The organism is Variovorax sp. TLI9-5A, assembly GCF_056867935.1.
In genome coordinates this window covers 3,039,851-3,062,657 of record NZ_CP200310.1, presented here as the reverse complement: position 1 = coordinate 3,062,657, position 22,807 = coordinate 3,039,851, and the positions used below count along the sequence as shown (strand labels likewise).

20 protein-coding genes are annotated in these 22,807 nt (G+C 69.1%); 7 read left to right on the top strand and 13 right to left on the bottom strand.

The window, feature by feature from the left end:
- Genes AC1VNX_RS14545 through AC1VNX_RS14535 form a run of 3 tightly spaced genes read left to right on the top strand, consistent with a single transcriptional unit; the run spans position 1 to position 1,816 of the window.
- Complete coding sequence (locus AC1VNX_RS14545; RefSeq protein WP_483157326.1) at positions 1–141, top strand: hypothetical protein; 141 nt, start codon at positions 1–3, stop codon at positions 139–141.
- A gap of 35 nt (positions 142–176) precedes the next feature.
- The gene (gene thpR / locus AC1VNX_RS14540) at positions 177–764 is read left to right on the top strand and encodes an RNA 2',3'-cyclic phosphodiesterase (RefSeq protein WP_483157325.1); all 588 of its coding nucleotides are present in this window, start codon (positions 177–179) and stop codon (positions 762–764) included.
- Between the two features lie 32 nt (positions 765–796).
- On the top strand, positions 797–1,816 hold the full coding sequence (locus AC1VNX_RS14535; RefSeq protein WP_483157324.1) for a phosphotransferase enzyme family protein: 1,020 nt from the start codon (positions 797–799) through the stop codon (positions 1,814–1,816).
- Positions 1,817–1,840: 24 nt separating this feature from the next.
- Here AC1VNX_RS14535 and AC1VNX_RS14530 read toward each other — a convergent pair whose 3' ends face one another.
- From AC1VNX_RS14530 to imuA, 4 genes are all read right to left on the bottom strand, one after another.
- Positions 1,841–2,767 carry a hypothetical protein gene (locus AC1VNX_RS14530; protein WP_483157323.1) on the bottom strand — a complete coding sequence of 309 codons (927 nt, stop codon included), beginning with the start codon at positions 2,765–2,767 and terminating at the stop codon, positions 1,841–1,843.
- Positions 2,768–2,856: 89 nt separating this feature from the next.
- The gene (locus AC1VNX_RS14525) at positions 2,857–6,213 is read right to left on the bottom strand and encodes an error-prone DNA polymerase (protein ID WP_483157322.1); all 3,357 of its coding nucleotides are present in this window, start codon (positions 6,211–6,213) and stop codon (positions 2,857–2,859) included.
- Entirely contained in the window at positions 6,206–7,558 is a 1,353-nt protein-coding gene (locus AC1VNX_RS14520; protein ID WP_483157321.1) for a Y-family DNA polymerase, read from the bottom strand. The genes AC1VNX_RS14525 and AC1VNX_RS14520 overlap by 8 nt, the downstream gene beginning before the upstream one ends.
- Positions 7,527–8,327 carry a translesion DNA synthesis-associated protein ImuA gene (gene imuA / locus AC1VNX_RS14515; RefSeq protein ID WP_483157320.1) on the bottom strand — a complete coding sequence of 267 codons (801 nt, stop codon included), beginning with the start codon at positions 8,325–8,327 and terminating at the stop codon, positions 7,527–7,529. Before imuA ends, AC1VNX_RS14520 begins: the two co-directional genes overlap by 32 nt.
- Before the next feature lie 281 nt (positions 8,328–8,608).
- Between imuA and AC1VNX_RS14510 the strand changes: the two genes are divergently transcribed.
- Positions 8,609–9,430 carry an aldo/keto reductase gene (locus AC1VNX_RS14510; RefSeq protein ID WP_483157319.1) on the top strand — a complete coding sequence of 274 codons (822 nt, stop codon included), beginning with the start codon at positions 8,609–8,611 and terminating at the stop codon, positions 9,428–9,430.
- On the opposite strand, the gene AC1VNX_RS14505 is transcribed toward AC1VNX_RS14510, so the two are convergent.
- From AC1VNX_RS14505 to AC1VNX_RS14475, 7 genes are all read right to left on the bottom strand, one after another.
- Positions 9,417–10,379, bottom strand: coding sequence for a Bug family tripartite tricarboxylate transporter substrate binding protein (locus AC1VNX_RS14505; protein WP_483157318.1), 963 nt, complete (start codon positions 10,377–10,379; stop codon positions 9,417–9,419). The genes AC1VNX_RS14510 and AC1VNX_RS14505 overlap by 14 nt on opposite strands.
- A 14-nt stretch (positions 10,380–10,393) precedes the next feature.
- Entirely contained in the window at positions 10,394–11,527 is a 1,134-nt protein-coding gene (locus AC1VNX_RS14500) for a porin (RefSeq protein WP_483157317.1), read from the bottom strand.
- A gap of 129 nt (positions 11,528–11,656) precedes the next feature.
- Positions 11,657–13,357, bottom strand: a complete 1,701-nt coding sequence (gene ilvD, locus AC1VNX_RS14495; RefSeq protein WP_483157316.1) for a dihydroxy-acid dehydratase — start codon at positions 13,355–13,357, stop codon at positions 11,657–11,659.
- A complete protein-coding gene (locus tag AC1VNX_RS14490) occupies positions 13,354–13,806 on the bottom strand; it encodes an aconitase X swivel domain-containing protein (RefSeq protein ID WP_483157315.1) in 453 nt (150 codons plus the stop codon). Before AC1VNX_RS14490 ends, ilvD begins: the two co-directional genes overlap by 4 nt.
- Before the next feature lie 61 nt (positions 13,807–13,867).
- A complete protein-coding gene (locus AC1VNX_RS14485) occupies positions 13,868–15,163 on the bottom strand; it encodes an aconitase X (RefSeq protein WP_483157314.1) in 1,296 nt (431 codons plus the stop codon).
- Between the two features lie 54 nt (positions 15,164–15,217).
- Entirely contained in the window at positions 15,218–15,970 is a 753-nt protein-coding gene (locus AC1VNX_RS14480) for an IclR family transcriptional regulator (RefSeq protein ID WP_483157313.1), read from the bottom strand.
- Positions 15,971–16,179: 209 nt separating this feature from the next.
- Complete coding sequence (locus AC1VNX_RS14475; protein WP_483157312.1) at positions 16,180–17,634, bottom strand: FAD-dependent oxidoreductase; 1,455 nt, start codon at positions 17,632–17,634, stop codon at positions 16,180–16,182.
- Positions 17,635–17,789: 155 nt separating this feature from the next.
- Here AC1VNX_RS14475 and AC1VNX_RS14470 point away from each other — a divergent pair, with 155 nt between their 5' ends.
- Together AC1VNX_RS14470 and AC1VNX_RS14465 are read left to right on the top strand one after the other, a co-directional pair.
- A complete protein-coding gene (locus tag AC1VNX_RS14470) occupies positions 17,790–18,785 on the top strand; it encodes a Bug family tripartite tricarboxylate transporter substrate binding protein (protein ID WP_483157311.1) in 996 nt (331 codons plus the stop codon).
- Positions 18,782–19,798 (top strand): Bug family tripartite tricarboxylate transporter substrate binding protein, encoded by a 1,017-nt coding sequence (locus tag AC1VNX_RS14465; protein WP_483157310.1) that lies wholly within the window; start codon positions 18,782–18,784, stop codon positions 19,796–19,798. The genes AC1VNX_RS14470 and AC1VNX_RS14465 overlap by 4 nt, the downstream gene beginning before the upstream one ends.
- Positions 19,799–19,805: 7 nt before the next feature.
- On the opposite strand, the gene AC1VNX_RS14460 is transcribed toward AC1VNX_RS14465, so the two are convergent.
- Positions 19,806–20,645 (bottom strand): alpha/beta fold hydrolase, encoded by an 840-nt coding sequence (locus AC1VNX_RS14460; protein ID WP_483157309.1) that lies wholly within the window; start codon positions 20,643–20,645, stop codon positions 19,806–19,808.
- Complete coding sequence (locus AC1VNX_RS14455; protein ID WP_483157308.1) at positions 20,642–21,202, bottom strand: cytochrome b; 561 nt, start codon at positions 21,200–21,202, stop codon at positions 20,642–20,644. The genes AC1VNX_RS14460 and AC1VNX_RS14455 overlap by 4 nt, the downstream gene beginning before the upstream one ends.
- Positions 21,203–21,341: 139 nt before the next feature.
- Here AC1VNX_RS14455 and AC1VNX_RS14450 point away from each other — a divergent pair, with 139 nt between their 5' ends.
- Positions 21,342–22,799 carry a glycosyltransferase family 2 protein gene (locus tag AC1VNX_RS14450; RefSeq protein ID WP_483157307.1) on the top strand — a complete coding sequence of 486 codons (1,458 nt, stop codon included), beginning with the start codon at positions 21,342–21,344 and terminating at the stop codon, positions 22,797–22,799.
- Positions 22,800–22,807: the final 8 nt, after the last annotated feature.

The window sequence follows — 22,807 nt, the reverse complement described above, 5'->3', positions numbered from 1 at the left end:
TTGCAGCCATCTCTCACCCGTACAGGCCGCATCTCGACCTGGCCCTTCAAGGTGGGCCACAACAGCACGAACGACATCCGCGCCCAGGCGGCGCGCGTCATCCGCACGACGGCCGAAAGCTGGTGGCCGCCCGGCAGTTGAACCGCCTGCACTTTCACCTTTGACAGGAGAACGCCATGGACGACTTCATTCAAGAAAACGGCCTATCACCTGAAGGAGGAGACCCGCGCGGTTCACCACCTTCGCATGGGCATGCGCGTCTTCTTGTTGCCCTTTTCCCAGATCGCGAGGTGCGACGTGCGATCTCGGAGCATCGTCAAGACTGGTGGTGGACCAAGAACTGCTCCTTTCCACCCGAAGAGCGCCTGCATCTGACGCTCCAGTATCTCGACGATCAGCAAGGTGGCGACGAATGGCGCCTGCGCGCTGCGCTTGCCGACGTGCCGATGCAGCCGCTGCAACTCACACTTGACAGTTCGTGCACATGGACCAACGACGTCTCGGTAGTACAGCCGTCGGAGCACGAAGGACTTCGACGTCTGCAGCTCGATATCACCCATGCGCTGCGGCGGGCCCGCTTCCCCCTCCTGGTCCGGGAACGGAGCTGGGCGCCGCACATCACCATCGCGCGCAATTCCAGGCAAGCCGCAAGCCCCAGGTCTTTCGAACCCATTCGCTGGACCGCAACGGAATTCCGCCTGGTCCGCTCCCACTTCACGCACCCGTTCCGCCACGAAGCGCTGGGCTCCTACCCGTTGCACTGAGGCTGCCTTTCGGCCCGCGCTAAAGTCCCCGGATGCTCACGCCCCCCGACCTGCAGCCCGAAGCCATCGCGCAATGCCTTGCCAGCGCCTATGGACTTCACGACATCCGCGCCGAATTCCTGCCGCTGGGCGCCGATGTGAACTCCGCTGTCTTTCGCATCGATGCGAATGACGGCGCCACGTACCTCCTCAAGCTGCGCCGCAATGGCTTCGCCCCGAGCGTGGTCGCCGTGCCGGCCTTCCTGCACCACGAGAAAGGCATCGAGGCGGTGATGGCGCCCCTGCCGGCAACCGGTGGCCAGCTGAGCGTGCAAGGCCACGGCTTCGACTGGGCGCTCTATCCTTTCTTCGAAGGCAGCAACGGCTTCGAACGCGCGTTGACGAGCCAGCAGTGGATCGCGCTCGGCGCTGCGGTAGGCGCCATCCATCGCACCGAGTTGCCCCAAGCACTGTCGGCCACCCTTCCCCGCGAACGCTACGACCACCGTTGGCGCGAAGGCGTGCGCCACTACCAGCGCCGCTTCATCAACGAAGTGAAAGGCGACGACATCGCCATGCGTTTCCTCGCCTTCTGGGAAGAGCACGCGGAAGAAATCGACAACATCGTCTACCGCAGCGAGCAGCTCGCCTCCATCCTGCTCGAACGTCCGCCGCAGCTGGTGCCCTGCCACTCCGACCTGCATGCGGGCAACGTGCTCGTCGGCGACGATGAGCGCCTGGCCATCGTCGATTGGGACACGCTCATCCTCGCGCCGAAGGAGCGCGACCTGATGTTCATCGGCGGCGGCGTCGGCCACGCATGGAACCAGCCTCATGAAGAAGCGCTGTTCCACGAAGGCTACGGCGTGAAGAAGGCAGAGATCGACGCGGTGGCGCTCGCCTACTACCGCCACGAGCGCATCGTGAAGGACCTGCTCGAGTTCTGCGAACAGATGTTCGACGGCACCGCCAGCAGGGAAGACCGCGAAGAGGGGCTGCGCCAGATGCAGAGCCAGTTCCTGCCCGACGACGTGGTCGCCATCGCGCACCGGAGCTACGACGCCATCACCTGAGCGACCGCAGGAACTAAGGACCGGTCAGACCAGCATGTCCTGCGCGTCGTCCTCGAAGCCCGGAATCGGCTGGGCCTTGGCCAGCGCGAGCCACACCGCGAACGGAATGCGCTCGAAGGCGCGATGCACCGCCGCGCGCGCCACCACGAGGCGATCGCCCTCCAGCACCATCACGCCGCACTCGGCCGGCACCTCTTCGGGCTTCGCGATGCAGCGGCCCTTCGCGTCGTTGCCCAGCACGTACCAGCACTCGCCGCCCAGGTCGAGGTATGCCGCGCGCTTGTCGGGCTTGCGCAGGTCGCCCAGCAGGTCGGCGCGGCTCACCTTCACCTCGTGCACGATGGGGTGCGCATAGGCCTCCACGCTGGTATTGCGGATCGAGAACACATCGGGCCGCGCCATGCACCAGCGCGGCTTGCCGCCCTCTTCCAGCGGCGGCAGGCGAGCCCGCAGGCCCAGGCCGCGCCACGCGATGCGGCCGCCGCGCGTCATCTCGCGCGCCACGCGTTCCACCAGCGCCTCGTGCGGCGACAGCGCGGCGCGGTTGATGGTGAGCGTGGTGGCGATGCGCGCGATGCCGGCGTCGGTCACGCGCAGCGTCTCGTGGCCATGCACCGTGCGCACGCGCTCCAGGTAGCCGCCCGCGAGCAGCTCGACCTCGACGGTGTCGCAGCACGGCCAGCCGGCCGAGCGGTAGATCTCGCGCAGGCGGCGCGCATGCAGCTTGCCGAAGGGCACCTCCGCTTCTGCTCTCGCCTTCTGCATCGGCGGCGGCTCGGTCACCGGCGGCGGAAAGCCTGGGTCGGTCACGGGCGGCTCGGCCGGCGGCGGATCGCCCTCCGGCGGCAATGGAGGCTGCAGCGGCGGCACGGGAATGGGCACATCGGGCGCGGGAGGCGGCGGGCCGATGGGTCCGGCGACGGCGGGTGCGAGAACGGCAGGTTCGGACATGGCGGAAACAGGTTAGCGAAAAGTGCCGGAAGGCGCGAGGTGCGGAACGATCGGTTGCATTCGAGCTTTCCGCCGAATCTTTAGCCGCGTCAATGGAAGTCCCGGCTCGTGTTGCTCTGCGCGAGCCGCCCCATGAGGGGCGTCAGGTCCTTGAAGCCGGTGGCGATCAGGTGCTGCACCTTGCCGCCGCTGTCGTCGTCGCGCTGCCAGGTGCCCTGCACCGCGAGCAGATGCGACTTGAGCAGCGGCTCGCGCCAGGCCTCGATGACATGGCTCCAGACGATCACGTTGACATTGCCGGTCTCGTCCTCCAGCGTGACGAAGATGGTGCCGTTGGCGGTTCCGGGCCGCTGCCGCCCCTTGACGATGCCGCAGGCGCGCGCGGTCTGGCCGCTGGAAAGCGAACGCAGCTCCGCCGCGCTCATCAGCTTCATGCGCGCAAGACGCGGGCGCAGCAACGCGAGCGGATGGCGGCGCAGCGTGAGCCGCATCGCCGCATAGTCGCCCACGATCTCCTCGCCCTCCGACGCGGCCGGCAGCAGCAGCGCCTGCTCGTTGATCGGCACGCCCCGCAACAGGGCCGGCGCGCGCCGCTGGGCAGTGGCATCCCACACCTGCTGGCGCCGATGGCCCGAGAGCGAGATCAGCGCATCGGCCGCGGCCAGCGCGGCCATGTCCTTGCCGTCGAGTTCGGCGCGCAGGGCGAGGTCCTCGGTGCTCGTGAAGGGCGCCTGTGCGCGCGCCGCGAGCAGGCGCCCGGCACCGCCGTCGCTGAGGCTCGCGATGCGGTTCAGGCCCAGCCGCACGGCGGGCTGGTTCTCTCTGCCGAGGCGATCCGCATAGCGCTCGTCGGTGCCGGGCGGCATGCGCGGCGAATCGGGGTCGCGGGCTTCGAGCGTGGTGTCGAAGTCGCTTCGCGTGACGTCGACCGGGCGCACCTCGACGCCATGGCGGCGTGCGTCCTGCACCAGCTGCGAGGGGCTGTAGAAGCCCATCGGCTGCGAATCGAGCAGCGCTGCGAGGAAGCATGCCGGCTCGTAGTTCTTGAGCCAGCTGCTCACCGTCACCAGCAGCGCGAAGCTGGCAGCGTGGCTTTCGGGGAAGCCGTAGTCGCCGAAGCCCATGACCTGCTTGAAGATGGCTTCGGCAAAACTGGCCTTGTAGCCGTGGTGGACCATGCCGTTCACCAGCTTGTCGTGGAACTTGCCGAGGCCGCCCTTGCGCTTCCACGCAGCCATGGCGCGACGCAGCTGGTCGGCCTCGTCGGCGGTGAACCTGGCCGCGATCATCGCGATCTGCATCACCTGCTCCTGGAAGATCGGAATGCCCAGCGTGCGCTCAAGTGCCTCGCGCAGTTCTTCTTTTTCGTAGTGGATCGGCAAGCCCTTGCGTACCCGCTCCCGCTGCTTGAGATACGGATGCACCATGCCGCCCTGTATCGGCCCCGGCCGCACGATGGCGACCTCGATCACCAGGTCTTCGTAGGTGCGCGGCTTCAGGCGCGGCAGCATCGACATCTGCGCGCGGCTCTCGATCTGGAACACGCCGATGGTGTCGGCGTCGCAGATCATGTCGAACACCTTCTGGTCGTCGCTCGGTATCTGGTGCATCGCGAGCGTCGAGCCGCGCCAGCGGTTCATGTGATCGAGCCCCCGGCGGATCGCGCTGAGCATGCCGAGCGCCAGCACGTCGACCTTGAGCATGCCCATCGCTTCGAGATCGTCCTTTTCCCACTGGATGACGGAGCGCTTCTCCATCGACGCCTTCTCCACCGGCACCAGCCGCGTGAGCTTGGTGTGCGTCAACACGAAGCCGCCCACGTGCTGGCTCAGGTGGCGCGGAAAGCCCTTGAGCCGCTGCGTCATCTCGATCCAGTGCATCAGCTTGAGTTCGTCCTCCTCGACACCGACACGCGCCGAGGCCTGGCGCAGCTGCTCGCCGAGCACGGTGTCGTCGAACCAGTAGTGGTCCTTCGCGAATTCGTCGATCAGCCGCTCGTCGATGCCGATGGCCTTGCCCACGTCGCGCAAGGCGCTGCGGGAGCGGTAGCAGATGACGACGGCGGCGATGGCGGCGCGCTCGCGGCCGTACTTGTCGTAGATGTACTGGATGACTTCCTCGCGCCGCTGGTGCTCGAAGTCGACGTCGATGTCGGGTGGCTCTCGGCGCTCGCGGCTCAGGAAGCGCTCGAACAGCAGCGTGCCTTTCTCCGGATCGATGGCGGTGATGCCCAGGCAGAAGCACACCGCCGAATTGGCCGAAGACCCGCGCCCCTGGCAGAGGATTTCCTCCGAGCGGGCGAAGCGCACGATGTCTTCCACCGTGAGGAAGAACATCTCGTACTCAAGCTCGACGATGATGTCGAGCTCTTTCTGGACCTGCACCCGCACCTTGTCTGGAATGCCGTCGGGATAGCGATTCCGCGCCCCTTCCCACGTCTTGCGCACCAGCGTCTGCGCCGGAGTCTCATCGCTGCCCAGGTTTTCCAGCGGGTACTTGTAGTTCTCCCGGATCACATTCGGATCGAAGCTGCACCGAGCTGCCACCACCAGCGTGTTCGTCAGCATCTGCGGCAGATAGAGCTCCGCCAGCCGCACGCGCTGACGCAAGTGCCGCTCGGCATTCGACTGCAATGCGAAGCCGCACTCGGCCACGGTCCTCCCCTCTCGCACGGCCGTCAACACGTCGTGCAGCGGCTTCTGCGACCGCATGTGCATGTGCACGTCGCCGGCCGCCACCAGCGGCACGCCCGCGTCCTCGCCCGCCTGCATCAGCGTGACCAGCCAGAGGTCGTCGTCGAGTTCATTGAACAGTTCCACCGCCAGCCAGAGGTTCTCGCCGTACAGCGCCTTGGCCGCCATCAGGTCTTCGTGCAGCGTTGCCGTGTCCATCGCGCCGCCGGGGTTGCGGTTCGGCACGAAGAGAACCTGGCAGCGCTGCAGCGAGACCACGTCGCTTTCTTCCCAGCTCACGCGGTACTCGCCCTTGGGCAATTCGGTGTTGCGCGCGGCGGTGATGAACTCGCAGAGGTTGCCCCAGCCCTCGGTGTCGTTCGCGATCACCACCAGCCTGAAGCGCTCGAACTGGAACTCGCTGCCGAACAGCAGGCGGAAGGCGGGGTTGCGCGGGATTTCCGGTTCGTCGGGATGCTCGCGCTCGTATTCGTCGAGCTTGTGCTCCATGCCGCGCAGGCAAACGTGCGCCCGCACGATGCCGGCCACCGAGCACTCGTCGGTGATGGCCAGCGCCTTGTAGCCGAGCTGGTAGGCCCGGTCCACGATGTCCTCGGGCGTCGAGGCACCGCGCTGGAAGCTGAAGTTCGTGAGGCAGTGCAGCTCGGCGTAGTCCGGCAGCGCAGAGGCCGGCCGCGTCCGCAACTGCACCGGCAGCGCATGCACCTTGGCGGGCTGGCGCCTGCTCTCCTGCTTGCCGCTCAGCTCAGGCATAGAAGCCCTGCAGATACCAGCGAACCTCGCCGGAAGAAAAGCGCGCTGCGGGCCGCTCGCGGAAGATCCACACCAGCCCGGCCTCGGGGCTTTCCGCGACGTAGTAGTCGCGCATCGCGGGCTGGCCGCCCTCTTCCTTGTCGCCCCACCAGCCGGTCTCGACGCGCTGTGGGCCTATCAGCCTGCTCAGCGGCCCGCGATAGCAAGGGCGCTCGCCGTCCATCTCGAGCAGCAGCGGCTCGGGCAGCAGCCACGACGGGTAGATGGCGTCGGGCTGCGAGGCTGCGGACGCGGCCTCCTTGCGGGCCTTGCCGTCGCCGGCCGGTTTCTCCTTCTGCAGCGCGGGCCGCCAGGCCTGCTTGCGCTCGGGCCGATGGTCGGCCTGCGCAGCCGGCACCACCACCTGCTGCGGCCCGAGCCGCACGCTGAGCCGCTCGACCATCTCGTGCAGCCTGTCGCCCTTGCGGTTGTCTTCCGGCAGGAAGCTGGTGCTGGCGCCGGCCCACGGATCGGTTTCGAGCGTGCGCAGCCTGATCCAGCTCGCCGGTGCGGCCAGCGTGGCGAGGGCCAGCTTTTCGGACAGCAGCCGGCGCAGGTGCGCCATGTCCTGCGTGGGCTCGGCCGTGCGCACGGTGAGCTGCTCGTACGGCGGCAGGTTCACGCCATTGAGGCGCCGCAGGTCGAGCGTCCATTGCAGCTCCAGCGCACGCGCGCCGCGCTGGCGGGCACGCAGCCAGATCTGCAGCGCCGTCAGCAGCCGGTTGGCCGACCACATGAGCTCGGGCGCGGTCTCGGCCAGCGCGGGCAGCTCCAGCTTCTGCTCGAACACGTCGGGCAGCGTGAGCCAGGAATGGCTTTCGGGGCGCAGGCCCCAGGCGATGTCGAGCGCCTCGCGCAGCCCGGTGCCGAAGCGCCGCGTGAGCCCGCCGCGCGGCAGCGCCGCCACCTCGCCCCAGGTGCGGCAGCCCAGGCGCGCCAGCAGGTCGAGGTGCTCATGCGCGGCGGTCAAGGTGTCCAGCGGAAGGCCGGCGGGTATCTCCTTCGGCCGTCTCTCTTCGCGAGCGAACAGTCGCAGCCGCGCCAATGCGATCAGGCTGGTGGCACCCTGTGCGCCCAGCATGCGCGCGTCGGGCACGGGGTTGTCGGCCAGCAGCAGGCGCATCAGCGTCATCCGCCCGCCCCACAGGCGCTCGCAGGCGGAGACTTCGAGCATCAGGGCTTCGTCGAGCCAGGCGACGTGCGGCGTGTATTTCAGCGCCCACCAGCCCAGGGCCTCGGGCGTGGGCATGGCTGGAGCATCGGGGGCGCCGTCTTCAGGCAACCACCGCAAGGCGATCCAGTGCATCCGGGCCTCCTTTCCATGCGTCGATGCGCACCACCGTGGCCGACGTCGCACCGGCCGGCACCGTGCCCTGCTGCTGCAGGCGCAGCTTGCGCCGCAGCCGGGCGGCGGCAAGCAATGCCGTCATGCGCTCGTTGCGCGCCGGCAGCAGCACCGGCGCAGCCAGCGGCGGGCCCCGGCGCTTGAGGATGTGCAACTCGACCTGCGAGGCATCGGCCTCGCTGCGATCGGCCCGGATCCGCAGCCGCGCGGGCGATGCCGACAGCGCCACCGACTCGGGCCGGCACACGAAGAGCAGCACCTCGTGCTGCGCGGCCGCCAGCTGCAGCCGCCGCAGCTCGCCCACCCGCGCCTGCGGCAACCAGGCCACGACGGCGGCCACCTCGGCGCAGCGCAGCGCCTGCTCGCAGGCCCACAGCCGCGCGGCCGGGGCCTCGCTGCGCACCCACATCAGCGCCTCCACCGGCAGCCCCTGCGCCGCAAGCGAGGCGCCGCAAGGCTCGTAGGGAGCGCCGATCAGCACCACCGGCCCGCCCCGCGTGGCCACCGCCTGCGCCAGCGCGGGCAGCAGCAGCCGCCAGACATGGGCTTCAGGCGCGGCCAGCAGCAGTTCCGTCATCGCACCGACCGGCCAGCCTCCCCCCGGCAGTTCCGCGTCGAGCGCGGCATGGCCGGTGGCGACGACCTGCGCGTCGGCCAAGCCGAGTTCGTCGGCATGCCAGACGCCACGGCCTGCGGCAGCGGAAAAGGAATCGAGGAAAGGAAGGCCCATGGTGATGACTGTTAACTGTATTTTTATACAGTATTTTGCGGGCTGCAAGGAAGAATCGGACTGGGGCATTTCCTCTTCGAAGCAAGCTGTTTCACTCGACCCGCGCCAAGGGGCATAGGCCCCAGGGCCATTCCCGTCGGATACTGGCCGCCGATGCCGCCCCCGAAGGCTTTCCCTCTCTCACCCGCGCCGAACTGCTGCGCCTGGGCGTCGCCCTGTACGCCGGCGCCGCGCTCCCCGCCTTCGCGCAAAAACAGCCCGCTCCACAGCCCGCCCCCGCCATGAACACCCGCCCCATCCCCTCCACCAAGGAAACCCTGCCCGTGATCGGCTGCGGCACCTGGATCGGCTTCGACCAGCGCCCCGGCAGCGAGGAATACGCGCGCCTGCCCGGCGTGCTCGATGCCCTGTTCGCGGCCGGCGGCAAGGTGATCGACAGCTCGCCGATGTACGGCCGCTCCGAGGAGACCACCGGCGAGCTGCTGGCCGCCTCGAAGCAGCAGGGCAAGGCCTTTCTCGCCACCAAGGTCTGGACCTCGGGCCGCGAGGCCGGCATCGCGCAGATGGAGCAGTCCTTCGCGCGGCTGCGCACGCAGCGCATGGACCTGATGCAGGTGCACAACCTCGTCGACTGGCGCACGCACCTCGCCACGCTGCGCGGCTGGAAGGAACGGGGCCGCGTGCGCTACATCGGCATCACGCACTACACGGCCTCGGCCTACGGCGAGGTCGAGGCGGTGCTCAAGGCCGAGAAGCTCGACTTCCTGCAGATCAACTACTCGCTGGACGCGCGCGAGGCCGAGCAGCGCCTGCTTCCGCTGGCCGCCGAGCGCGGCGTGGCGGTGATCGTCAACATGCCCTTCGGCGGCGGCGGGCTGCTGCGCCGGCTGCGCGACAAACCGCTGCCGCCATGGGCCGGCGAGATCGGCTGCACGAGCTGGGCGCAGGTGCTGCTGAAGTTCGTGCTGAGCCATCCGGCCGTGACCTGCGCCATACCGGGCACCAGCCGCCGCGAGCACATGGCCGACAACGCGGCGGCCGGCGCCGGCGGCTTTCCCGACGCGGCCTTCTGGCGCCGCGAGGCCGAAGCTATTCGAACTTGACGTTGTGCTCGCGCACGGTGGCGCCGAAGGCGTCGTACTGCGTGCGGAAGAACTCGGCGAACTTGGCGGGACTCATGCCGTAGCCCTCGAAGCCCTGCTGCACCAGCTGCGCGTGCACCTCGGGGCGCTTCAGCGTGTTCTGCAGCTCCTGCGAGAGCCTGTCGGTGATCTCCCGCGGCAGCCCCGGCGGCCCGAAGAAGCCGGCCCACGGCGTGATGGTGAGCTTGCCCAGCCCCAACTCGCCGCCCGTGGGCACGTCGGGCAACAGGGCGCTGCGCTGCGGCAGCAGCGTCACCAGCGCGCGGATGCGCCCTTCCTTCACGAAGCCCGGCGCCAGCGTGCCGGTGGTGAACATCATCTGGATCTGCCCGCCCAGCAGGTCGGTCATGGCCTGCATGTCGCCCTTGTAGCGCGCGTTGACCACCTTGCGGTCGCCCAGCAGCTGCAGCATCGCGAGCTCCGAGGCGCTGTTGCTCGACGCCGAATTGAGCGCGCCGGGCTTCGAGGCCACCAGCGCGAGCAGCTCGTTCACGCTCTTCACCGGCAGGCTCGCAGGCACCACCAGGAACATCGAGAACTGCCCGGCCGAGCTGATCGGCGTGAAGGCCTTGAAGGGGTCGTAGGGCGGCGTCGGCCGCAGCGTGGGCGCGGCCACCATGGCGGTGTTGGTGCCCATCAGCAGCGTGTAGCCGTCAGGCCTGGCCGACGAGACGGCCTGCGCGGCCAGCACGCCGTCGGCGCCGGGGCGGTTCTCCACGATCACCTGCTGGCCGAGCTGCTTGGCCAGCCCCTCCGCGATGATGCGCGAGAGCACGTCGGCCCCGCCGCCGGCCGCGAAGCCGACGATCAGCTTCAGCGGCTTGTTGGGGAACGTGTCGGCGCTCCATGCCGCCACACCGGGCAGTGCCGCGGCCGCGAGGGCCGCCAGGGTCAGGGTTCTTCGTCGCATGGGATGCCTCCGCTTCAGAAGAGATGGCGCACGCCGAATTCCCAGCCGGTCGAGCGATGCCCGGCCGCCGGTGCCACGCCGCCGCTGACCACGTAGCGCGCCTGCCCGCTGTTCATGAGCCGCGCGTAGGTGCCGTAGAGCGCGGTGCGCTTCGACAGGTTGTGCACGTAGCCGATGCCGAACTGCCGCGCGTCGTCGCGGTTGCGCGGCATGCCGTTGGCGTTGCGCAGGCTCTCGTCGCTGCGGTCGTCGAGGTAGGCGTAGCTGATGCGGATGCGCCCGACCTCGAAGGCCGGGATGTGCGCGCCGATCTCGGCCGTGTTCTTGCGCACCGTGCCGGCCGCCAGCTTCACCGTCACCTTGTTGTAGAGCGCGAAGAACTTGGCGAAGCCCGCGTCCCACGAGCCGCCGATGTTGGCGTGCGTGTAGTTGCCGACGGTGGCGGTGGCATTGAATTTCGAGCGGGTGACGGCCGCCGCCACGTCGAATGCGCCCGAGGCGAAGCCGAAGCGCGCGCCGGCGAAGTTGCCGTCGTGGCGGTTCGCCAGGGTGGAATCGTTCTCGCCGGTGCCCACCATCGCCATCCCGTAGAAGCCGCCTAGGTTCGGCGGAAGCCAGTAGCTCACGGTGTTGCTGCCGGTGATTGTGGTGGGCAGCGGCCCGGTGCCCACGGCCGCAAAGGTCAGGTTGCCCGCGCGCGCCACGCCGTTGGCGTTGAAGGGGTCGAAGTAGATGCTGTTGTAGTGCGTGGGAATGAAATCGTGGCCCAGCCGCACTTCGCCCAGCGTGTCCGACGAGAGGCTCACAAAGGACATGCGGTCGAAGGTGATCGGCCCCGCCGTGCCCGCGCCGCTCGCCTGGTTGTTGCTGTTGCTCGGGCGGCCGGTGCCGGTGTCGGGGTTCAGGCTGCCTTCGAGCCAGAAGCCCGCGCGCAGGCCGCCGCCCAGGTCCTCGGTGCCGCGAAAGCCCAGCCGGCTGGTGGAAAGCCCGCCGTTGGACAGCGCTTTCACCGAGCCGCCGCCCGGGCCCGCGCCGTTCGTGTACTGGATGCCGAGGTCCATCACGCCGAACACGGTGACGCTGGATTGCGCCTGTGCGACGCCGGTGCCGGCCAGCCCCAGCGCCGACCACATCAAGATTCTCTTCATGGTTTCCTTGTCTCCTGCTTCTTCTCTTGGGTTGAAAAACTCTGTCGAACGAACGAAGGCGCGCAGGGCTGCGCCACCGGGTGCGCTCGGGTGTGCGCACCGGTTGGCGAAAGCCGGGGTGGGAAAGGTCTAGCTCGCGGGTTCGGCGCGCTCGGTGCGCACCAGCACGGCGCCCTTCGAGAGCGGCCCCACGTTGCGCCGGTACTGCTGCAGCCAGCCGGTGTCATGCACCGGCGGCGGCGCCTGCCAGTCGTCGCGGCGCGCCTGCAGCTCGGCGTCCGTCAGGTCGATGTCGAGGCGGCGCGCGTCGAGGTCGATGGTGATGGTGTCGCCGTCGCGCACCAGCCCCAGCGGTCCGCCGAGCGCGGCTTCGGGCGACACCTCGGCCACCACCAGCCCCTTGCAGACCAGGCCCGAGAGATGGCCGTCGGTCAGCAGCGCCACCTGGTCGCCCAGCCCCGCGCCGTCGACCGCGAAGACCACGCGCGACGCGCCGCCGCCCATGGCCGGGCCGCCGCAGGCACCGGCGCCGCGCATCACAACGACCTGGCCGGGCACGATCTCGCCCTTCTTCAGCGCGGCGATGGCGGCGTCCGAAGTCCAGAAGCACACGGCCGGGCCGGTGAAGCGCCGCACCTTGCGCTCGGCGATGCCGGTCTTGATGAGGCCCGATTCGGGCGCGAGGTTGCCGCGCAGCAGCACGATGGCCGGCAGCGGTGCCACCGGGCGGCCGATGGGGCGGATCACTTCGGCGTTCGCTACCTTGGCATCGCGCAGGTTATCGGCGACCGTGCCGCCGGTGACGGTGCGTGCGCCGGTGTCGAGCAGCGGCTCGAGCTGCTTCATCAGCGCGCGGCAGCCACCCGCCGCCTCGAAGGCCTCGATGGAGTCGTTGCCGATGGGCCGCACGCCGGCCAGCACCGGCGTCTCGGGACCCAGGCGCTCGAACATGCCGTACACGTCGACGCCGCTCTCGCCCTCCGTGGCCACCGCCTGCAGGTGCTTGGCGGTGTTGAGCGAGCCGCCGATGGACAGCACCGCGCGCACCGCGTTGGCGAAGGCGCCGGGCGTGAGGATGTCGCGCGGCTTCAGGTCGTCCCACACCATCTGCACGATGCGCGTGCCGGCCGCGCGCACGTCGACCATCATCTTCGGGCTCAGCGCGGCCACCGGCGCGCTGCCGGGCAACGCCATGCCGAGCGCCTCGCAGACGATGTGCATCGAGTTGGCAGTGCCCAGGCCCGAGCACACGCCGGGGCCGCGGATGGCCTCGCGGCTCATGCCCACGAGTTCTTCCACCGGCAGGTTGCCGGTGACGGCGTGCATCGCGCCGATGAACACCTCCTCGATGTCCATGTGATGGCCCTTGTACTCGCCGCTGGGCTGGTAGCCGCAGGGCACGAGCAGCGTCGGTATGTTCAGCCGCGCGGCCGCCATGAGCTGGCCCGGCACGGTCTTGTCGCACGAGGTAAGGCAGACCATGCCGTCGAGCTGCGCACCTTCGACGGCCACCTCGATGTCGTTGGTGACGAGGTCGCGCGCCGCCAGCATGTAGGCGCCGCGCGCGCCGGCACCAGTGATGAAGTCGCTGGGCGCGGCCGTGCGAATCTCGAAGGGAACGCCGCCCGCCGCGCGGATGGCGTCCTTGATCTCGGCCGCCACGCGGTCGAGGTGGCTGAAACAGGCGGCCAGCTCGGAGGAGCTGTTGACGATGGCGATCTTGGGCTTCTCGCAGTCCTCCTCCGGAATGCCGAGCGCGCGCCAGTGGGCGTTGCGCACCGACCAGAGGTAGGAGCCGCGCGGGAAGTTGCTGCGTAGCGGTCGGGTCATGCGGCACCTTCCTGTTTCTTCTTCGTGATCTCGACCACGCCGCGGTCGGCATCCACTCGCACCCAGTCGCCGGTCTCTATGCATTCGAGCGGATCGCGCTCGAAGTCGGTCATCGAAGGCGCGTGCGTGACCACGGCGCCCAGCGCCATCTTGGTCGTCATCTCGTTGAACAGGAACGCGGCGGGCGCCGAGTTCATAAGCCGCGTCATGTGGAACATGGCCGACCAGCCCGAGGAGCCCTTGGCCCCCGGGAACACCAGCACCTTGCCGGCAAAGCTCTGGCCGCGCAGTTCGTGCCGGGTCTCGATGACGGTGCCGGTGCGCGGATCGATACCGCCCCAGCCGGAAATGCGGTCGCGCGTGACCAGCGCCTCGCCTTCCGCAACGCCGCCCACCACCTTGCGGCCACGGATGACGATGGTTTGTTCGGTGATGACTGCGTCGCTCATTGCAATACCTCCGTGCTTCGCACTGCGGTGCGAGCTTGCTTGGGGCGGCCCGGCGCGGCGCTCATGCGTAGCCCCCGTTCCAGCGGCCCGTGCAGGCCGCATCGATGCATTCGGCCGTGCTGCCGAACCAGGCCTGCACGCCGAGGATGGCGGGCAGGTAGTGGGCCTGCTTGGCCGAGTCGAGCGCCACGGTCTTCGTGCCCTTGGGCACGGCGCGGCTCATGGCGGAGCAGCTGTCGCCCATGATGATGCCGCCCGCGTCCTCGATGATCTTCGTGTAGCCGTTGCGGTCGGCCAGCGCCTTGATGGCGCGCGGCGTGAAGATCCACAGCTCGCAGTCGGGGTGCACCTTGCGCCCTTCGATGAGTTGCGCGGCTTCCCAGATCTGCTCGATGGTGTAGTGCGGGCAGCCGAGCATCACGTACTGCACCTCGGCGTCTTTGGCGGTGATGTTGATCTTCTCGTAGGTGGCGCGGCGCTCGGCCTCGCCGTAGCGCAGCACCTGCGCAGGGGCGCGCCCGCCCAGTGCCTGCTCAAGCGTGAGCGCCTCGGGCGTGACGCCCGCGATGTGATACATCTCCACGCCGCCCGAGGAGGAGGCCGCCGCGCCGAAGTGCTTGAGCCTCGGCAGGTTCGGCACCCGCGAGATGCCGCGCCGGCTGTGTACCACCGGCACGCGCTCCTGCACATGCTCGCCGATGTAGTAGCCCAGCAGGCCCCAGTCCTGCACCGACTCGACCTCGATGTCGAGCTCGATCACGTGCGTGGCACGGCGGTTCTCGTCGAGGTGGTAGCCCCAGTAGGGAATGCGGCCGGTGAGCATGGCGGCGCCGGTGCTCTCGCGTCCTTCGGTGTTGGTGCGCGCGCCCAGCACCGAATTGCAATAGACCACCGCCGAAGATTCCATCCACGCGCAGTGCTCGCCGCGCGTCGGGATGTTGCCCACCTGGTACGGCGTGCAGGTGTTCATGATCTGCGCGCCAAGGCCGGCTGCGTGGCGCTCGCTCTTCTCGTAGAAGCGCACGATCTCCTCGCTCACTCCCATGCGCTCGGGCTGGCCGGGATCGAAGCCCAGCTGCAGGTGACTGGTGAAGACCTTGAACTTCGGGATCTCGACCGTTTCCTGGCTGTCGAGGCTGAATTCGGAGAACACCGCATCCATGCCGCCGCCCTTGGCAAGTGCGAAGTCGCGCTGGAAGGGCGTGGTCGACGTGATGGTGGCGCAGACGTTGCGCGTCTCGACCAGTCGCTCTGCCCCGAGGGCTTCGCCGTAGCGCACCAGCAGGTCCATCGCCTTCTGCACCGCCGGGCCGTCGCGCCCGTCGTACATGGCCTTTTCTTCATCGCTCAGGTGCATGACCTGTGTCTCCGTTCTTTCTTGTGTCGTGGGGATCGGGCCCCGGCCGGGCCGCTAGCCCGGCGAGGGTGTGGGTGCAGGCGTCGGCACATGGCCGCCGATGTCGCGCGCGATGCTCAGCGCGATGTCGTGCAGGCGCGGCGCGAGTTCGTTGCGCAGCCGCTCCTCGGTGAAGACGAAGGCGGCGCCGCCGCCGTTGAGCGCCATCACCTCGCCGTCGGGGCCGATGAGCGGCACCGACACCGAGTTGATCTCGCGGTGGAACTCGCCGAGCGAGAGGCAGTAGCCCAGCCGCTTCGACTCGCCGATGGCACGGTTCATGCCGGGCGCGATGCTGTCCCACTCGGGGCCGCGCAAGAGGCGCATCGAATCGATGAGCTGGTTGCGCTGCGCCTCGGGCAGCGCCGAGAGGTAGGAGCGGCCGAGCGCCGAATTGGCCAGCGGCGCGCGCGAACCCACGTCGAGCCGCGCCGAGAGCATGGACGAGCGCGGCCGGCAGGCTTCGATCAGCACCATCTCCATGCCGTCGCGAATGGCCAGGTAGACCGAGGCACCGACTTCTTCCGCCATCGCCTGCATGCTGGGCCGCGCGGCGGCGCGCACGTCGAGGCTGCCGAGGAACACGCGCGACAGCGACACCACGCCCGGCCCGAGCATGAAGCGGTCCGCCGCCTGCGCGGGCTTGAGCATGCCCAGCGAGAGCAGCGTGGCGACCAGCCGGTTGACGGTGGCGCGCGGAATGCCGGTCATGCGCGCCAGGTCGGCATGGCCGAGCACCGGGCGGTCTTCGCTGAAACAGCGCAGCACGGAGATGCCGCGCTCCAGCGCGCTCACAGTGTCGGAGCGCTCGCCGCCGCGCGCGTCGGCCTGTTGCTGTTGCAGATCGGCCGGGGGAAAGAGGTGTCGTTCTTTTCGGTGGACATGGAGGAACCCTTCGCAAGACTCTCAGGATCGGGACTCCCGAATGTAGAGGCTCGCGGACGGAGGGTTGCCGGGTTCATGGCCGTGCACGCGCATCAGGCACCGGCCTCGGCCGTGGCCAGCGCAGCGCTGTCGCCCTGCCCGGCGCCGGCGCGCAGGTACACGCCCTGCTCCAGCAGCGCGGACTGCAGCGCGCCCACGTCGACGAAGCGCGGAGCGATGTCGCCGCGCGAGGCCAGCGCCGCCGCCACGCCCGCCGCCTGGCCTGTGATCCAGCACTGCGGGATCTCCCGCATGAAGCCGTGCGAGTTGCGGTCGCAGGAGATGTGGCGCCCGCAGGCCAGCAGGCCGTCGAGCTGCCTGGGCACCAGCGCACCGTAGGGAATGGAGATGTTCGGGAACTTGGGTGAGACCGCAGGCGACACGCCGATCTCGTCGGCCAGCGGCACGCCGTCGGGCCACTGGCTGCGCAGCACGGAGCCCACGCCGACCAGGCGCCGCGCGTGGCGCACGCCGATCTGCGGCGCGCTCAGCATCAGGTAGGCGTTCTCGAAGCCTGGCGCATGGGCGCGGAAGTAGTCCAGGTGCGCGGCCATGGCGCGGTGCGAGCGCACCTCCACGGCAGTGAGGTCGTCCACGTCGAGCGCCGAGTAGCCCGACTGGCGCGGCCCCATGAAGAGCGCCACGTCGTTGCGCCACGACACGAAGGGCCGCTCGAACAGGCCGCACTGCTCGCGCCCGCCGGCCATGAAGGCGGTGAAGGCCTCGGGCTGGCCGGCCTTGAACTCGATCCAGCGGTTCATGTCCACGCCGCCGAAGAGCCATGAGGTGTTCATGCAGTGATGCACGTCGGCCTCCTCGATGTCGTTCACGTACTCGGCGCCGGCGCGGGCGAACAGGTCGCCGTCGCCGGTGGCGTCGACCACCACGTCGGCCATGATGGCCATGCGGCCTTCCTTGCTCTCGAACACCACGCCCTTCACGGTGCCGTCCTCCACGATGGGAATGGCCGCCCACGAGTGGTAGATGAGCTTGACCTTGCGCTCCAGCACGATCTCCTGCGAGAGCAGTTTCAGCCGCTCGGGGTCGATGGTGGGCGACCAGGTGACGACGCCGTGGTAGGCGGCGGTGCGCTGCGACCAGTGCGCGGCCTTGGCGGCGTCCTGCGAGCCCCAGTCCTCGCGTGCCGGGCCGGCGATGGCCTCGGCCGGCAGGCGGTCGAACAGCTCTTCGGCGAAGCCGCGGATCACCAGCTTGCCTTCCCAGTCGGTCATGCGGTCGATCCAGATGACCAGGCCGCCGGTCGAGAGGCCGCCCAGGTGGTTGTAGCGCTCCAGCAGCGCCACGTCGGCGCCCGCACGGGCAGCGGCGGCAGCGGCGGCGGTGCCCGAGGGGCCGCCGCCCACCACCAGCACGCCGCAGCGGTGATAGACCGGGATGCTCTTGCCGGGCTCGGCCCAGCTGCCGTGGTCAGGCCGCTTGACGCGGCTGTCGCGGTCGAAGATGTCGGAGGACAGGATGCGCTCGTCGGTACGGACGACAGTTTTCATGAATGCGTTCTCGGCTTGGCTTGTTTCGTCGTATTTTGATTTCACTTTCCATTTTGTCAAACTCAATGCACGTCATTTTGGGGTATTCCCTAGTAAATATGGATTTTTATGGATTTCAAGATCAATATTGAAGAAGCATTCCAACGGAGACATCGATGAAGAAACCCCACGGCACCCGCCGTGCCTTCGGCTCGGCCCTCGGCGCCGCAGCCCTTCTGGGCCTCGCGCCACTTGCACTCGCGCAAGACTTCCCGGCGCGCGGCAAGCCCATCCGCATCGTCGTGGGCTTCACGCCCGGCGGCGGCACCGACGCGCAGGCGCGCATCGTTGCGCAGAAGCTCGGCGAGGTGCTCGACACCAGCGTGATCGTGGACAACAAGCCCGGCGCCAGCACCATGCTGGCGGCCAACGAGGTGTCGCGCGCCCAGCCCGACGGCTACACGCTGCTGTACGCGCCCTCGTCCACCATGGCGCAGAACCCGCACACCTTCGCGCAGGTGCCCTACGACCCGTTCAAGGACTTCACCGCCATCTCGATGGGCGGGCGCGGGCCGCTGGTGCTCTCGCTGAGCACCAGCGTGCCGGTCAACAACGTGAAGGAACTGGTGGCCTACGTGAAGGCGCATCCGGGCAAGGTGAGCTACGCCTCGTTCGGCGCGGGCACCTCCTCGCACATCTACGGCGAGGCCTTCGTGAAGAAGACCGGCATCGACGCGGTGCACATCCCGTACAAGGGCGGCTCCGATGCGGCGAAGGACCTGATCGGCGGGCGCGTGCAGTACATGTTCGACTCGGCCTCCTCGGCCATCATCACCGCCTCCACCGGCAAGGTGAAGATCCTCGCGGTGGCGGCCAATGCGCGCATCGCCGCGCTGCCCGACGTGCCCACCTTCGCCGAGCAGGGCTACGCCGGGCTCGACCTGCCGAGCTGGCTGGGCTTCTACGGCCCGGCGCGCATGCCGGCGCCGGTGGTCGAGAAGCTCAACACCGCGCTGGCGAAGGTGCTGGCGATGCCGCAGGTGCGCGAGTTCTACCGCAGCGGCGGCTACGAGGCCGGCTCGACCACGCCGGCGGAATTCGCCAGCATCACGCGCTCGACCTACGACAGCTGGGGCGCGATGGTGCAGCAGGTGGGGTTCGTCAAGCAATGAGCCGCGGGCCTGTTTCTTCTCTTCGCCGCCGCCGCGTTGCCGCCTGGCTCGCGCTCGGCGCGGCCATGCCTCCACTGCTTGCGCATGCCGCCGCGCCCTTTCCCGACAAGGGCCGCACCATCCGCATCGTGCTGGGCCTGGCGGCCGGCGGCGCCTCGGACGCGCAGGCGCGCTTCGTCGCCAACAAGCTCGGCGAGGTGCTGCAGACGCCGGTGATCGTGGAGAACCGGCCGGGCGCGAGCTTCATCCTCGCGACGGAGGAAGTCATCCGCGCCGCGCCCGACGGCTACACCTTCATGTACGCGCCCTCCTCCGTGGTGGCGCAGAACCCGCAGACGCTGGCGCAGGTGCGCTACGACCCGTTCAAGGACCTGACGCCGATATCGCTCGGCGCGCGCGGCCCGCTGGTGCTGACCGTGCACGCGAGCGTGCCGGCGCGCACGGTGCAGGAGCTGGTGGCGTACATCAAGGCCAACCCGGGGAAGATGAGCTATGCCTCCTTCGGCACCGGCACCTCCTCGCACATCTACGGCGAAGCCTTCGCGCGGCAGGCCGGGCTGGACGTGGTGCATGTGCCGTACAAGGGCGGCGCCGATGCCGCAAAAGACTTTCTCGCGGGCCGCGTGCAGTACTACTTCGACGCGGCGCCCAACGCCATCCAGAACACCGCCACCGGCAAGGTCCGCATGCTGGCCGTGGCCGTGGCCGCACCGAAGCGCAGCCCGATGCTGCCCGACGTGCCCACCATGGGCGAACAGGGCGTGAGCGGTGTCGACATGCCGAGCTGGCTGGGCTTCTACGGGCCGGCGCGCATGCCGGCGCCGGTGGTCGAGAAGCTCAACGCCGCGCTGGCGCAGGTGCTGGCGATGCCGGCCACGCGCGACTTCTTCCGCCAGGGCGCCTACGAGGCCGAGTCGTCGAGCCCGCGGCAACTGGCCGACCTGACGCGCGCGACCTACGACCAGTGGGGCGACATCATCCGCAAGCTGGGGCTGGTGAAGCAGTCCCAGTAAGTCAGGCTCAGCGGAAGAACTCCACGAGCCGTGCGTTGACCTCATCGGCGCGCTCGTACTGCGCCCAGTGCCCGGCGCCGTCGATCACCACGCCTTCGCGCGCCGGCCCTTCGGCGGCGAGCTGCGCCACCAGCGGGCGCGGATCGGCCGTGACGTCGAACTCGCCCCACAGCAGCAGCGTCGGCACGCTCATGGTGCCGATCGCCTGCTGCAGTCCGCCCGACTGCGACACCTCCTTGCTGCGAAAGCGCGTGCCGTGGCAGGAGATGTCGTGGATGGCGAAAGCCAGCTCGTCGATGGCCGAGGCATCGTGCAGCATCAGCGCCGCCAGGTTGTGCAGCAGCGCGGCGCGCTCGGCCTCGCGGTCGGGGGCGGCGCGCCAATTGATCATCTGCGCAGTCATGCGCCGCAGCGTGCCGTGGCCGCCGCTGCCGATCAGCGCGAGCCGGCGGACCGCGCCGCGCCCGGCGCCGAAGCGCGCGGCCGTCAGACCGCCGAAGGAGAAGCCGCCGAGGTCGATGACGGTACCCGCGCCGATGAGCTGGTCGAGCGTGCCGCCGAGCGCGGCCAGCAGCGGCTGCAGCGGGTCTTCGCCCGGCGCCACGCGCGGCGGCGCATCGGATTCGTTGAAGCCCGGCATGTCGGGCAGCCACAGCGTGCGGCCGGCCGAGAGCGCCTCGGCGTTGCGCAGCCAGTGCATCCAGCTGCCGTGGCCGCCGTGCAGCAGCACCAGCGGCGGGCGGCTGGTGTCGGAACCGAAGCGGCGCCAGCGCACGCGCACGCCTTCGTGCACCGCGTCGTGATGGGTCGAGAGCGCGTCGATGCGCGCGATGAACTCGGCGTTCATGGCCACATCCTCTGCAGCTCGCGCTCGCCGTCCAGGAACTGGTGCTTGAGCGCGGCCAGCACATGCAGGCCGAAGAGTGCATACAGCACATAGCCGGCCCAGGCGTGCACGCCGCCCAGCACGGTGTGCCATGTCTCCTTCACCGTCGGCTCGATGGCCATGATCCAGCCGATGCGCGGCCACTCGAACAGGCCGAAGAGCTGCATCGGATGCGTGGCGGCGTCCTTCCAGGCCGAGTCGTGCATCCAGCCCGACAGCGGCAGCAGGATCATCAGCAGATACAGCACGCCGTGCGCCACGTGCGCCGCGAATCGCTCGAAGGCCCCGTAGGAGCCCGGCATGGCAGGCGGCCGGTGCGTGGCGCGCCAGAGGATGCGCAGGATGACCAGCCCCAGCACCGTGATGCCGATGGACTTGTGGGTGTCGATGGCCGGGCGCACCCAGTCGTCGGGATAACGCTCGACCAGCAGGATGAGGGCGATATTGAAGATCATGAGCACCGCGACCAGCCAGTGCAGCGCGATGGCGGTTCGGGTGTAGCGGGTTTGTGCGAGCATGCGGGGAATTTTCGGGCGTGGGCCGACTCAGTCGGAAGCGCGTGCGATTGTCCCGGCATTCCCCGGGCTTTTCGAAACCGCAGGCCGAGTCTTTACGTACCAGCGAATCACCGACCGACAGCCGCCCGGACAACCTCCCTTGAACGATCCTCTGCAAAGCGCCTTCCTGGCCGCGTCGCCGCGCCTGTCTCCACCCGCCACGCCGCTGCGCAGCTGGCTCATCCACGGGGGCGTGCTCGTGCTGTGGGCCCTGCTCTTCGCCATGGCCTTCAAGGCCGTCGATGTCGGGGCCTGGTCGGTGGGCGTGGCCTATGTGCTTTACGACACGGTGCTGCTGCTGTTCGTCGCGTGGATGACACTGCCGATCCTGCGGCCGCGGCCGGCGCCTTCTCCAACGGCAGCCGCCCGGCGCAACACCCTGGGCGTGATCGTCGCCTCGCACAACGAGGCCGCCGTGCTGCCCGTGACGCTGGCCGCCCTGCTCGGCCAGACCGACCTGCCCGACCGCATCGTGATCGCGGACGACGGCTCGAGCGACGGCACGGCCGAGCTGCTCACCACGCGCTACGGGCTCGTCGCTCCCGAGCTGGGCGAACTGAGCGCCCTCAGCACGCTGCATCCGTCGCTGCGATGGCTGCGGCTGCCGCACGGCGGCAAGGCAGTGGCGCTGAACGCGGCCATCCTGTGCATCGACACCGACATCGTGCTCACGGTCGACGGCGACACACTGCTCGACAGCCGCGCCATCGGCGCCGTGCGCCGGGCCTTCTCGGAAGAGCCTGAGCTCGTCGCCGCCACCGGCGTCATCACGCCCGTGTGCAGCCGCACGCTGGCCGGCCGCTGTTTCCAGTGGTTCCAGACTTATGAATACATCCGCAACTTCCTCTCGCGCTATGCGTGGATGCGCGTCAACGGCCTGCTGCTGATCTCGGGCGCCTTCGCGGGCTTCCGCACCGAGGCGGTGCGCGCCGTGGGCGGCTTCGATACCGACTGCCTGGTCGAAGACTACGAACTCATCCACCGCCTGCACCGCCACGCGCAGGCCAATGGCCTGCCATGGACCGTGCGCGTGCTGGGCGACGCCCAGGCGCACACCGACGCGCCGAGCAGCACCGGCGCCTTCTTGCGCCAGCGCCGCCGCTGGTTCGGCGGCTTCCTGCAGACCCAGTTCTGGTACCGCGCCATGGTCGGCGACCGGCGCTACGGCTGGCTAGGGGTCGCGATGCTGCCGGTGAAGGCCGTCGACACGCTGCAGCCGCTCTACGGCCTCGCGGCCTTCGGGCTGCTGCTGGTGTACCTGGTGCGCGGCAACCTCGGCGTGCTGGCGCCGGTCGCCGGAGTGATCGGCGCGAAGATCGTGCTCGACCTCGTCTTCCACCTGTGGTCTGTGTACATCTACCGGCGCTGGATCGGCCAAGGCAGCGAGGCCAACTTCGCGCAGGCTTTTGCAGCCGCGCTGGTCGAACCCTTCACCTTCCAGATCCTGCGGCACACGGGTGCGGCCTGGGGGTGGTGGATGTTCCTGACGGGGCGCGGGACGTGGGGGAGGCAGACGCGGGTGGGGCTGGTCGACGCCGGCGGAACCCGGCGCGGCTGAGGCCTCGC

What these genes read in the sequence shown, in the direction of transcription:
- AC1VNX_RS14485 (WP_483157314.1), bottom strand. Translation starts at nt 15,163, where the DNA reads ATGCACCTGAGCGATGAAGAAAAGGCCATGTACGACGGGCGCGACGGC.
- AC1VNX_RS14535 (WP_483157324.1), top strand. Translation starts at nt 797, where the DNA reads ATGCTCACGCCCCCCGACCTGCAGCCCGAAGCCATCGCGCAATGCCTT.
- AC1VNX_RS14525 (WP_483157322.1), bottom strand. Translation starts at nt 6,213, where the DNA reads ATGCCTGAGCTGAGCGGCAAGCAGGAGAGCAGGCGCCAGCCCGCCAAG.
- AC1VNX_RS14530 (WP_483157323.1), bottom strand. Translation starts at nt 2,767, where the DNA reads ATGTCCGAACCTGCCGTTCTCGCACCCGCCGTCGCCGGACCCATCGGC.
- imuA (WP_483157320.1), bottom strand. Translation starts at nt 8,327, where the DNA reads ATGGGCCTTCCTTTCCTCGATTCCTTTTCCGCTGCCGCAGGCCGTGGC.
- AC1VNX_RS14470 (WP_483157311.1), top strand. Translation starts at nt 17,790, where the DNA reads ATGAAGAAACCCCACGGCACCCGCCGTGCCTTCGGCTCGGCCCTCGGC.
- AC1VNX_RS14510 (WP_483157319.1), top strand. Translation starts at nt 8,609, where the DNA reads ATGAACACCCGCCCCATCCCCTCCACCAAGGAAACCCTGCCCGTGATC.
- AC1VNX_RS14505 (WP_483157318.1), bottom strand. Translation starts at nt 10,379, where the DNA reads ATGCGACGAAGAACCCTGACCCTGGCGGCCCTCGCGGCCGCGGCACTG.
- ilvD (WP_483157316.1), bottom strand. Translation starts at nt 13,357, where the DNA reads ATGACCCGACCGCTACGCAGCAACTTCCCGCGCGGCTCCTACCTCTGG.
- AC1VNX_RS14490 (WP_483157315.1), bottom strand. Translation starts at nt 13,806, where the DNA reads ATGAGCGACGCAGTCATCACCGAACAAACCATCGTCATCCGTGGCCGC.
- AC1VNX_RS14465 (WP_483157310.1), top strand. Translation starts at nt 18,782, where the DNA reads ATGAGCCGCGGGCCTGTTTCTTCTCTTCGCCGCCGCCGCGTTGCCGCC.
- AC1VNX_RS14460 (WP_483157309.1), bottom strand. Translation starts at nt 20,645, where the DNA reads ATGAACGCCGAGTTCATCGCGCGCATCGACGCGCTCTCGACCCATCAC.
- AC1VNX_RS14455 (WP_483157308.1), bottom strand. Translation starts at nt 21,202, where the DNA reads ATGCTCGCACAAACCCGCTACACCCGAACCGCCATCGCGCTGCACTGG.
- AC1VNX_RS14500 (WP_483157317.1), bottom strand. Translation starts at nt 11,527, where the DNA reads ATGAAGAGAATCTTGATGTGGTCGGCGCTGGGGCTGGCCGGCACCGGC.
- thpR (WP_483157325.1), top strand. Translation starts at nt 177, where the DNA reads ATGGACGACTTCATTCAAGAAAACGGCCTATCACCTGAAGGAGGAGAC.
- AC1VNX_RS14475 (WP_483157312.1), bottom strand. Translation starts at nt 17,634, where the DNA reads ATGAAAACTGTCGTCCGTACCGACGAGCGCATCCTGTCCTCCGACATC.
- AC1VNX_RS14520 (WP_483157321.1), bottom strand. Translation starts at nt 7,558, where the DNA reads ATGCACTGGATCGCCTTGCGGTGGTTGCCTGAAGACGGCGCCCCCGAT.